12 protein-coding genes and 2 tRNA genes are annotated in these 11,194 nt (G+C 28.6%); 6 read left to right on the top strand and 8 right to left on the bottom strand.

What is annotated here, in order from left to right; all coding sequences use genetic code 4:
* Nucleotides 1-65: 65 nt before the first annotated feature.
* The 8 genes from proS to gmk form a co-directional block, all read right to left on the bottom strand.
* Nucleotides 66-1,511: a proline--tRNA ligase gene (gene proS, locus VBM91_RS02620; RefSeq protein ID WP_323188751.1), complete on the bottom strand. Its 1,446-nt coding sequence runs from the start codon at nucleotides 1,509-1,511 to the stop codon at nucleotides 66-68.
* A gap of 143 nt (nucleotides 1,512-1,654) precedes the next feature.
* Nucleotides 1,655-1,729, bottom strand: a tRNA-Gln gene (locus VBM91_RS02625).
* Nucleotides 1,730-1,733: 4 nt separating this feature from the next.
* A tRNA-Tyr gene (locus VBM91_RS02630) sits at nucleotides 1,734-1,817 on the bottom strand.
* Nucleotides 1,818-1,938: 121 nt separating this feature from the next.
* On the bottom strand, nucleotides 1,939-2,625 hold the full coding sequence (locus VBM91_RS02635) for a ribulose-phosphate 3-epimerase (RefSeq protein ID WP_323188752.1): 687 nt from the start codon (nucleotides 2,623-2,625) through the stop codon (nucleotides 1,939-1,941).
* Complete coding sequence (gene rsgA / locus VBM91_RS02640) at nucleotides 2,603-3,460, bottom strand: ribosome small subunit-dependent GTPase A (RefSeq protein ID WP_323188753.1); 858 nt, start codon at nucleotides 3,458-3,460, stop codon at nucleotides 2,603-2,605. The genes VBM91_RS02635 and rsgA overlap by 23 nt, the downstream gene beginning before the upstream one ends.
* A complete protein-coding gene (locus VBM91_RS02645) occupies nucleotides 3,460-4,464 on the bottom strand; it encodes a serine/threonine-protein kinase (protein WP_323189188.1) in 1,005 nt (334 codons plus the stop codon). Before VBM91_RS02645 ends, rsgA begins: the two co-directional genes overlap by 1 nt.
* The gene (locus VBM91_RS02650; RefSeq protein WP_323189189.1) at nucleotides 4,457-5,224 is read right to left on the bottom strand and encodes a PP2C family serine/threonine-protein phosphatase; all 768 of its coding nucleotides are present in this window, start codon (nucleotides 5,222-5,224) and stop codon (nucleotides 4,457-4,459) included. Before VBM91_RS02650 ends, VBM91_RS02645 begins: the two co-directional genes overlap by 8 nt.
* Nucleotides 5,217-5,819: a guanylate kinase gene (gmk, locus tag VBM91_RS02655; RefSeq protein ID WP_257089243.1), complete on the bottom strand. Its 603-nt coding sequence runs from the start codon at nucleotides 5,817-5,819 to the stop codon at nucleotides 5,217-5,219. Before gmk ends, VBM91_RS02650 begins: the two co-directional genes overlap by 8 nt.
* Before the next feature lie 104 nt (nucleotides 5,820-5,923).
* On the opposite strand from gmk, the gene truB reads away from it, so the two are divergent.
* The 6 genes from truB (at nucleotide 5,924) to VBM91_RS02685 (ending at nucleotide 10,990) form a co-directional block, all read left to right on the top strand.
* Complete coding sequence (gene truB, locus VBM91_RS02660; protein ID WP_323188756.1) at nucleotides 5,924-6,784, top strand: tRNA pseudouridine(55) synthase TruB; 861 nt, start codon at nucleotides 5,924-5,926, stop codon at nucleotides 6,782-6,784.
* Nucleotides 6,765-7,580, top strand: a complete 816-nt coding sequence (locus VBM91_RS02665) for a YcsE-related riboflavin metabolism phosphatase (protein ID WP_323189190.1) — start codon at nucleotides 6,765-6,767, stop codon at nucleotides 7,578-7,580. Before truB ends, VBM91_RS02665 begins: the two co-directional genes overlap by 20 nt.
* A gap of 1 nt (nucleotide 7,581) precedes the next feature.
* The gene (locus VBM91_RS02670; protein WP_323189191.1) at nucleotides 7,582-8,439 is read left to right on the top strand and encodes an FAD synthase; all 858 of its coding nucleotides are present in this window, start codon (nucleotides 7,582-7,584) and stop codon (nucleotides 8,437-8,439) included.
* 199 nt (nucleotides 8,440-8,638) lie between these two features.
* Complete coding sequence (gene rpsO, locus VBM91_RS02675; protein WP_323177784.1) at nucleotides 8,639-8,905, top strand: 30S ribosomal protein S15; 267 nt, start codon at nucleotides 8,639-8,641, stop codon at nucleotides 8,903-8,905.
* A gap of 201 nt (nucleotides 8,906-9,106) precedes the next feature.
* On the top strand, nucleotides 9,107-10,120 hold the full coding sequence (gene recA / locus VBM91_RS02680; protein ID WP_323188759.1) for a recombinase RecA: 1,014 nt from the start codon (nucleotides 9,107-9,109) through the stop codon (nucleotides 10,118-10,120).
* Nucleotides 10,121-10,162: 42 nt separating this feature from the next.
* On the top strand, nucleotides 10,163-10,990 hold the full coding sequence (locus VBM91_RS02685) for a TIGR00282 family metallophosphoesterase (protein ID WP_323188760.1): 828 nt from the start codon (nucleotides 10,163-10,165) through the stop codon (nucleotides 10,988-10,990).
* Nucleotides 10,991-11,194 lie beyond the last annotated feature (204 nt).

Below are 11,194 nucleotides of genomic sequence, written 5' to 3' on the forward strand. Positions count from 1 at the left end.
AGGCATTACTTTGTTCACATTTAATGCAAAAATAGAATATAAAAAAATGATGTACAACATCATTTTTAATATGCCTTTGCAAAGACTACATATCTACTTGTTTTCTTATCACAACCTTCTCAAAAACACTCAACATCCTTGATTGGCTTATCTAAGGAAAGAGGAATGCATCTTGCTGTTGCTCCGGTGTCTTCTTTAATTTGATCTTCAACATTTCCATCACAGCAAAATGGAGCAATAACAAACTTGTTTTCAGCTATTTTTGATTTGAAATCTTCGTAGTTATAAACGTATTCTTGATTATTAATTAATCTTTGTTCGGCTTGTTCATATAAATTATCATGAATTTGTTTTAATAAGTCTGAAATAACATTTTTAACATCTTTAATTGCTACTTGTGATTTTTCAAGAGTATCTCTTCTAACGATTGTAACTTGATTGTTTTCTAAATCTTTAGGTCCAAGTTCAATTCTTAATGGAACTCCTTGGATTTCTGAGTTAGAAGCTTTGAAACCTGGGTTTTTATCAGTATCATCTAATCTAACACGGAATTTTCTTGAAAGGTCAGCGAAAAGTTTTTTAGCTGTTTCATGAATTTGTGGATTTTTATTTGCGAATAATTCTAAAATATCAACTTGAACAGGAGCAACATAAGGAGGGATGATAATTCCTCTATTGTCACCATGTGTCATAATAAGTGCACCAATTAATCTAGTTGTGCAACCTCATGAAGTTTGATAAACATTTTCAAATTCATTCTTTTCATTTTTAAAAAGAATTTCAAAAGGTTTTGAGAAGTTTTGAGCTAAATAGTGGCTAGTTCCTGCTTGAAGAGCATATCCATTTTTCATCATAGCTTCAATTGTTCAAGTTGTACATGCACCTGCGAATTTTTCATTCGGCGTTTTCTTACCTATAATAGTAGGAATAGCAAGGTATTTTTTAAGGAATTTAGAATACACTTTAATCATTTCTTTCGAAAGAGTTCTAGCTTCCAATGATGATGAATGAGCTGTATGCCCTTCTTGTCATAAGAATTCTCTAGATCTTAAAAATGGTCTAGTTGTTTTTTCTCATCTAATAACACTTACTCATTGGTTGTAGATCATTGGTAAATCTTTATATGATTGAATTGAGTTTTTAAATAAGTGCGCAAATAAAACCTCTGATGTAGGTCTAATAAAAAGTTTCTCATCTAACTCTTTATTACCGGCCATTGTAACTGTAGCAAGTTCAGGATTGAATCCATCAATGTGTTCTTTTTCTTTGTTGAAAAGTGATTCAGGAATTAATAATGGTAAGTTAACATTTTGGACATTTTTTTCTTTGAATGCTTTATTTAAATTTTCTTGAATTAGTTCTCAAATCCCGTATGAGTTAGGGAGTAAAAACATTGTACCTTTTGTAGGTCCGTACATCATTAATTTTCCGTTTTGAACAACGTCTGTATATCATTGAGTGAAGTCTTGTTCTAATGGTGTAATTTTGTCTAATTGTTTGTTGTTATTCATAGTTTTTAAATTTTAGCACAAAAGATAAATTTAAGAGGTCAAAATTCAAAAAGTGCAAATTTAAACTATTTTTATTCAAAAATTGCATTTTTAATAAAAAAAATAATGCAAAAAAGGTAATAAAAAAACACCTTTCGGTGATATGGCTGCCCCAGTTAGATTCGAACTAACGCATCGTGGAACCAAAACCCACTGCCTTACCGCTTGGCTATGGGGCAATCATGGTGGGGGGAGAGGGATTCGAACCCCCGAATCCGAAGAAAGTGGGTTACAGCCACCCGCATTTGGCCGCTTTGCTATCCCCCCAAACACATCAATATTATAAAACAAAAAAAATATTTTGAAAATAAAAAAATGTTTTTTATTAGGTTATATAAGAGTGAAAAAATATAAAAAGAAAAAGCAACAATTGTTGCTTTTTCTAAAATTATCTATGGTGTCCTAAAACTGATTGAATTCTTTCTTTTGTTGGTTCAACAACAATGTATGTTCCTGCGACACATGCATCAGCACCTGCTTTAAAAGCTTCTGGTCCAGTTACATTGTTAATTCCTCCATCAACTTGAATTAAGTATTCGCAACCATTTTCAATTTTCAAATCTTTTAAGTAAGCAATTTTTTCTAATGCAGATGGCATAAATTTTTGCCCTCCAGCACCTGGTTCTACTGACATAACTAAAACAAGAGCTAATCTATCTAAAAATGGCTTAATTTCATCAACTGATGTAGCTGGTTTGATTGCTAAACCGATTTTTAATTCATCATATTTTTGAGTTAAAAATTCATCAAATTTTTTAAGATCATCTTTGATAGCTTCAAAGTGGAATGTGATGATATCAACTACATCTTTAATTTGGTCTATATAATCATAAGGGTTAACAACCATTAAATGAGCATCTTTAAGGTGTTTTAAACCATTTTTATTGATGTTTTCAATTTCTTCTACTTGAATTGCTGTGTTAGGAACAAATTTTCCATCCATAACATCATAGTGAATTCATTTGATACCATTTTCAACCAATGTATTAGCCATTGCTAATCTGTTTTCTTTTTCAACATTTAATAAACTTGGTGTTACATATTTTGTCATATTAAAATCCTCTTTTATTTTCATTAATTTCTTGATTTAATTTTACATAATTTTCATAACGTTTTAAAGGAACTAGCTTAGTGTTAATTTGTTGCTTAATAGCACAGTCTTGATCTTTTTCGTTTATGTGCAAGCAGTTTCTGAATTTGCAAAGTTTTGATAACTCATAAAATGTTTCAAAACTTTGTGCCAATTCAACTGGTGTTAAATCCAAATTTAAGGATGAAAAACCAGGCGTATCAATAACATAACCATCATTAAAAGGGATTATTGAGACAACTCTTGTTGTATGTTTTCCTCTTCCTAGTGCCTTAGAAATTTCTTGAGTGTCAAAGCTAAATTGACCCAAATTATTGATAGTTGTTGTTTTTCCAACACCACTTTGACCCATAAAAACAGAATATTTGTCTTTAAATATTTGTTTAACTTCATTTATGTAGCTTGATGGTTTTAGATTATCGATTAAAAATACTTTATAACCCATATTTGAGTAATACTCATAAATTTCTCTAGAGTATTCAGAATCCAAATCAGTCTTGGTTAAAAAGATAATTGGCTTAATTTTCTTAAATTCAATAATCGCAAGATATTTATCAACTAAAAAAAATTGAAATTGTGGATCCTTAACAGACATTACAACAATCATTTGATCAACGTTTGCAACTTTGGGTCTTATGAATTCGTTTTTTCTTTCTAAGATTTCCTTTAATTGATTATTCTCAACTAAAACATTATCTCCAACAATAGGTGTTTGATTTTGGTATCTTAATTTACCTGCAGCAGGTATATTTAAAATCTCACCTTGATTATTTTGCAATGTGTAAATTCCTGCGACAATTTTTGTGACTTTGTAAATCATTAATTGCTACCTCAAATTGTAAATCATAAAACTACTCCAAGAATTATTACAAGAATAATAACAATCATTGTAATTAGGAAAGCATTGCTATTAATAATATTGCTAAGTTTTTTCTTTTGTTTAGCTTTACCAGGTTTCAATGGTGTCTCAAACATTTTTGAGGAATCAAGCGATTCGCTGACGGCTTTTTTAAATTCAAAAACAGTTTGATATCTATCTGCAGGTTTTTTAGCTGTAGCTTTCAAAATGACATTATCCAATGCTTGAGGGATATCAGTAAAGTTTCTGGCTGATGGGAATGTACCTTTATAATGCAATGTTATTGTTTCATGTTCATGTTCGCTTTTGTATGGATAAGTTCCCGTTAACATTTCGAACAATAAAACACCTAAAGCATAAATATCAACAGCTTTTGTTATTTTGTGGTTTTTAATTGAGTATTCAGGTGCTGCATAATACGGGCTACAAATAACTGCATTTTCTCTTGTTAATCTTTGTGATTCAGGAGTTAATGAAATGCCAAGGTCTAGGATTTTAATTTTTTGGTCATTAGTAATTATGATATTTTGACTTTTTATATCCCTGTGAATAATTCCATGCACATGAAGTTCGCCTATTCCTTCAGCGATTTCCATAATGTATGATCTTGCTTTTTTAGCACTCAAGGATGTATGTTTTCGAATGTGGTCGTGCAATGTCAAACCACTGATATATTCCATAACATAGTATTCTTCAGTTGAACTTTTATGATGCTCATAAAAACTTGGTAAGTACTTAGATTTTACTTTTGAAAGTAATTTAGCTTCATCTTCAAATCTTTTAGCTTCAGTTTCATTAAAAATATTATTTAAATATTTAATTGCTACTTTTTTGTTTTTATCATTCTTGAATGTAGCCAAAAAAACAGTTCCCATTCCTCCAGTTCCAAGAATTCTTTGAACATCGTATTTTTTATAAATATTAGATTGAGGATTTAAGTTAATTTGTTCGTTTGATTTACTCATTTGTACCTCTCAATCTTTGTAAAACTATGCTCATATTATCACTTGATTTATTCTTTTGTGCCTCTGAGACTATCTTTTTAGTAGCCTCTTCAGGACAATTGGTTGATGTTAAAATATTTTCAATTTTTGAAGTTGAAACAAATTCGTGAATACCATCTGAAGTTAATACAATTCACTCAATAATATTTAATGATTTTGGATCTAAAACAAATAAGTCAACATCAAAATGTTTTTTGTTATTGTAACTAATAGCATTAACAAGTAATCTTAAATAGCTATCTGAAAAAGTTGATGAATCTTTATTTTCTTCAGTAAGCTTATTTAATAAGTTGTGGTCTCTTGTCATCAACTTAAGTTCTGTTTTTTTAGATTTTTTAATTAATAAATAACATCTACTATCACCGATGTTAAAAATCACAAGTGAATTTAACAATTTAGAAAAATAATATCCAACACAAGTTGAACCCATTGTAAATTTTGATGGATCTTCTTTGATTAAGTTGTAAAAATCATTATGAACTTTGTCGAATGTGTTTTTTATAAAATATTCAATAGCAATTGCTGAATTAAGAGTTCCAATGCTTTCAAATTCTGTTTTAAATCTTGAAATTATTGTTTGAGCAGCCGTGTCACCGTGTGGTTGTCCACCAATTCCATCACATAGAATAGATAAATAAGCTGTATCATTTTCAAATACAGCTACTCTATCATCGTTTTTAGGTCTAATACCTTGTAATGATTCAAAATAGAAACTACTCAATTCCAAGCTCCTTGTGTAGAATGCTTCTGATTTCTTCTGCCGCTCTTTCAGGAACATCATTTACAACAATGTATTGGAAAATGTGTGAATCAGCAATTTCTTCTTCAGCTTTTTTAAGTCTACTCTTAAGAGTTTGTGGATTTTCAGAACCACGGTTTAAAATTCTTTTTCTTAAATCATCAACTGATGGTGGAGCTAAAAATATAGTTATTAAGTGGTATTTATCAGCTTCTCTTGTATCTTGAGTGAACTTCTTAATAACTTGTTTAGCACCATTTGTTTCTATTTCTAACATAGGCACTTTATGTTTTTTATGAATCTTATCTAACTCAGAATATAAAGTTCCATAATAATTATCTAAATGGTAAGAAAATTCAAGAAATTTTCTACTTTTAATTTTGTCTCTGAATCTATCTCTATCAATGAAATAGTAATGAATACCATCTAACTCCCCTTCTCTAGGAAGTCTCGTTGTAGCAGAACAAGATAACGATAAGTTTAACTCATCGTATTCGAATAATAATCTTTCAACTGTCCCTTTTCCTACACCACTAGGTCCAGTGAAAATAATAATTGGATTTTTAGATGTATTCATAGTTGAAAGTATTATAGCACTTTTGTGATTGAATAACTTTGCAAATAATATTAAATTAATATTATTTTTTCTTATAAAATTTAAATACTAAAAGTAGGTGCATTATGTTTTACAAATATCATAAAAAAAGTGGCGATTTTTCAAATAAAACTATTAGAGGTTTACAAAAAGAATTGGGTGCCAAAAAAATAGGCCATTCTGGAATTTTAGATCCATTAGCAAGCGGTTTAATAATTTTTGCAACAGATTTCGAAACTAAATTGTTGCCTTATATTGCTGACAAAACTAAAACTTATATAGCAAAATGTAAATTCAATTACAAAAGCGACACGTATGATGTTGATGGTAAGGTTGAAATGCTAAATAATAAACCAATTACAAAACAAGAATTTCTTGAAGCAATGGAGTACGTTAAAACGTTAAAATTTCAAATACCACCTATATATAGCGCAAAAAAGATAAATGGTAAGAAAGCATATGAGTATGCAAGAGAGCAAAAGGAAGTTGAATTAAGAAAACAACCAATAGAAATATTCACTTACAATTTAATTGATTTTTATGAGCAAACTCAAGAAGCAACAGTTGAATTAAAAGTTTCTGAAGGGGCCTACGTTAGAAGTGTTTTAGTTGATACGGCACAAAAGGCAGGAACAAATTGTGTAATGACTTATTTAAAAAGAGTAAGCTGTGGAAATGTTTCTGTTGATGGCTTATCTGAAGAACACTATGAACAAATTCAAATTGATAAATTATTAAATCTAAAAAAAATGATTTCAAATAATGAAATTTTTAAATTCATTAAAAATGGTAATGAATTTAAAGTTGAAAAAGAAGATGGTGATTACCTACTTTATTCGCCAAATGAAAATGAAGTTTGAGCCATTGGTCAAGTAATAAAAGGTATTTTTAAACCTAGAAAAGTTTCGATCGAAAGGATAAATTTATATGAAAACAATCAAAGATAATATTAAAGTAGCTGCATTTGATATTGATGGGACATTATTAGCTAAAGGGATCAGAGAATTTTCATTAAATACAAGAAAAATTTTTCCATTATTAAAACAAAATGGAATTGTTTCAGTTTTAGCTACAGCAAGAGAATTCGCAACAATTGGAGATTTTTTAAAAGTTCTTCAACCAAATTACTTTGTAGGAGCAAATGGATCATTTATTTATGATCTTGAAACCGAGAAATTTATTTACAAAAATACTCTTCTTAAAGAAGATGTTGTTAAGTTTTATAATGCATACAAAGATAAAATTGTTGCATTTGCAGTAACTGATTTTGATAAAGTCTTTAAGTCGCCTACAATGGATTTAAGATCTTGATTTATTAGACCGTTTATGACTAATTATTATGATTTTGATGAAAAAGAACTATCAAATGATGATTTATATATGATTACAATTAACACACCTGATGCAAAAATATTAGGTAAGGAAATGCAAAAATTCATCGAAGACAACAATTTATCAATGGAAGTGTCTTCAACTTGAAGTAATGGAATTTTCATTAGTCCAAAAAACTGTATGAAAAGTACTGCTTTAGAAGTGTTGTGTGAAAGACTTGGTTTCACATTGCAAGAAAACTTAATTGCCTTTGGTGATGGAGCAAATGATGTTGATATGCTACAAAAAGCTTATATTGGTGTAACTACAGAAACTACAAGTAACAGTGTTAAAAAATATGCTGATGAAATTATGTTAGATGCAGAATACGATGGAGCATATTTAAAATTAAAAGAATTAGGTTTGATTTAATATGGAAGATTTATTAATCTATGATTTAGATGATTTTGAGACAAAAGATAATGATATTTTTCTTTTGGGTGAATTTAATTCATTTCATTTAGGTCACTATCAACTCTATAAAAAGGCTATTGAATTAAAAAAACAAAATGAAGATAACAGAGTTATTTTAGTTTGTTTTAATTCTGACAAATTGCTGCCAAAAGATAATGGAACTAGTTTTACAGATAAAAATGCAAAATATATGCAGCTTACTCAATTGGATTTAGATTCAATTATTGAACTTGATTTTGAAGCGATCAGAAATTGAGATGGAATTTTATTTTTAAATAAATTAGGTCAAAATAAAAAAGTCACATTTATATCTGGTGAAGATTACAAATGCGGTCATCGAGCAAGTTATAATTTTGAACTTGCAAAAAATGAGAATACTTTAAATGAAAATTATTCATTTATTACTGAGCCAACTCAGAAAATTGAAAATGTAAAAATCAGTACATCAAAACTAAAGGAAAGCATAGAGTTTGGTGATTTAGATTTTGTTAATTCATTATTAGTTTTCAATTATGCAATCAGTTGTAATGTAAATTCAGATTTAATAATCACAAAATCTGCAAATTTAGTAAACATTCATCCAGGTGTATATTCAGGTGTGATTTATTTTGAAGATTTAGTAATATATTCAAGCATATTAATTGATTTGGATCATTCGATTTATTTAGATTTATTTAACTTTGAACTTGAAGATTTAGCAGATAGTCAAATAGTTATTGAATTCAGAAAAGTAGTTAGATTAATTAAAAATGAATATGAAGCATTTTTAAGTGACACTGATATTGCAAAATCTAAAGAAATATTATTTAATTATTAAATTAGATTTAGAATTAAAGCAATTTAATTAAAAAGTTATATAATTAAAAATAATTGCAATATGTAATTATTAAATAAAACTTACAGATACTAGGAAATATCAGATTTTTTCATATAAAACACAAATTTATAGCTCGGAGTTTTGATATATAAAACATCTGGGTTATAAACATAATAATTTCAAATTAGAAGGAGATATTATGGTTTCAAAACAAAGAAAATTAGAATTAACTGAAAAATTCGGTAAAAATTCTAAAGATACTGGAAATATAGCAGTTCAAATCGCTATCTTAACAGAAGATATCGAACTTTTAAAACCTCACTTTGCTAACAACCCAAAAGATAATCATTCTAGAAGAGGCTTCTTAGCAAAAATTTCACATCGTAAAGTTCTTTTAAGACATTTAAAAGAAACAAATTTTGAAAAATACAACGAAGTGATTGAAGCTTTAAATATTCGTAAATAATTGATTTTTTAAAATTTTTTTACATTTAACGAAAAATTTTTAATTTTTATTTTATTGCAGTTATTATAAAAAATGAACCACAAGTCATCATAGTTAACCGGGAATTTATACTATGATACTTGTGGTTCTTTTTTAGTTCAGTTTTGGAATGAGCGATAAATTTTCTTAAAAAAGTTGTGTAATTAGAATGGGAGGTGAAAAATGAATTTAACAGAAATCGAAACAACCATTCCGATTCCTGATTATGCAACATTAATGAAAAATGCAAAATCAGTTTTAAATGAAATTGAAAAAAGGTTTGGTAATGATTCAATAATGATCTTAGGTGAAAAACCTGAAATAAATATACAAACTATACATAGTGGTAGCTATGTTCTAGACAGAGCCTTAGGTATAGGTGGTTTTCCACAAGGGAAGATTATTGAAATCTATGGTCCTGAAAGTAGTGGTAAAACAACTTTAGCACTACATACTATAGCTGAAGTTCAAAAGAATGGAGGTTTAGCTGCATTTATAGATGCAGAACAATCAATAGATCCTGAATATGCTAAAAGAATTGGTGTTCAACTAGATAAATTAATTTTATCTCAACCAAGTTCAGGAGAACAAGCGTTAGAAATTGTCGATACACTAGCTAAATCAGGATTCATTGACTTAATTGTGGTCGATAGTGTTGCTGCATTAGTTCCAGAAGCTGAATTAAATGGAGAAATGGGCGATCAACAAATTGGTGCTCAAGCAAGATTAATGTCAAAAGCACTTAGAAAAATCACAGGAAATTCAAATAAGAATAAGACAACAATCTTATTTATAAATCAAATGAGGGAAAAAATTGGAGTTATTTTTGGTAGTCCAGAAACAACACCGGGAGGACGTGCTCTTAAATTTTATTCAAGTATAAGAGTTGAAGTAAGGAAAGGATCGATTATTACAGATGGAAAATCAAATACAGGAACTGAAATTAGGTTCAAGGTCGTTAAAAATAAATTATCAGCCCCTTATACGTCTGCTCAGAGCGAATTGATATTTTCGAAAGGTATTGATAAGCTTTCAGAACTTGTTGATGTCGCAGTCGAAGAAAAAATAATTGAGAAAAAAGGTTCTTGATATAGCTATAATGGCAAAAATATAGCTCAAGGAAAGAAAAATATGCACGATTATATTGAAAATGATAATGAGTTAAGAGAAGCAATTTTAACTAAAATTAAATGTTAAAAATAAGTTAAACATTTAATTTGTTAGTCATATAATTGCTATATGAACTTGACTAAGCAAAGAAATAAGAAAATTAGAATACTATTTTTTGGAGATATTTTTGGAGAACCAGGAATTAAAACTGTAGAAAAATATATCCGAACTTTAAAAGAAAAATACAAAATAGATTTCATCATTGCTCAAGGGGAAAACATTTCTGGAAGAAAAGGCCTTAATAAAACAGATTATTTAAAACTTTCAGAATTAGGGATAAATGCATTTACTATGGGAAACCATGTATGAGCTAATGAGGAAATTTATGAACTATTAGAAAATGAGAATAACATAATTAGACCATTAAACATAGATAAAGGCTATCAAGGAAGTGGGGCTAAGATATTTAAGGTTAAAAATTCTAAACTAAGAGTTATTAGTTTGTTGGGTATAACTTTTAATAATCTACTTAGTCCATGAGAACAAGAAAGTGCAAATAACTTTTTTGATGCTATGGATTCTATTATGGAAGAAGAATCTGTGGACTTTAATTTTGTTGATTTCCATGCTGAAACAACAAGTGAGAAAAATGTACTGGGTCTATATTTAGATGGAGTTGTCGATGCAGTAGTTGGAACACATACACATGTTCAAACTAATGATTATAGGATCTTACCAAAAGGAACTACATATATTACTGATGTAGGTATGGTTGGTCCTATGAATGCGGCAATCGGTGCAAACTTTGAGGAAGTTTATAAAAAAATGAGATATAACAGTAGGGAGAAATTTACTGTCAGCGAAAATAACACACAGTTAAATGCTGTAATTATTGAATTAAACACTAAAAGAGAGAATACAATAAAACCAATCAATATATATAATATAGAAATTTAAAATAAGTCAATTTTAGAGGGGCAATAAAAATAGACTGAGAAGAAAATTTTAGATAGCTAATTATTAAGTGGCACAACTAGTAATTATTAACTAGTTGTGTTTTTTTATTCAACATTAAAAAAATTAAAAAAAATTTTGAGAAATTAATTTAGTGTTATAATATTCATGCTTTTGATAGCAAAGAAGTTCTTTGAAAACTAGATA

Source organism: Mycoplasma sp. 2248 (assembly GCF_034863245.1).
Taxonomy (GTDB): Bacteria; Bacillota_I; Bacilli_A; order Mycoplasmatales; family Metamycoplasmataceae; genus Mycoplasmopsis.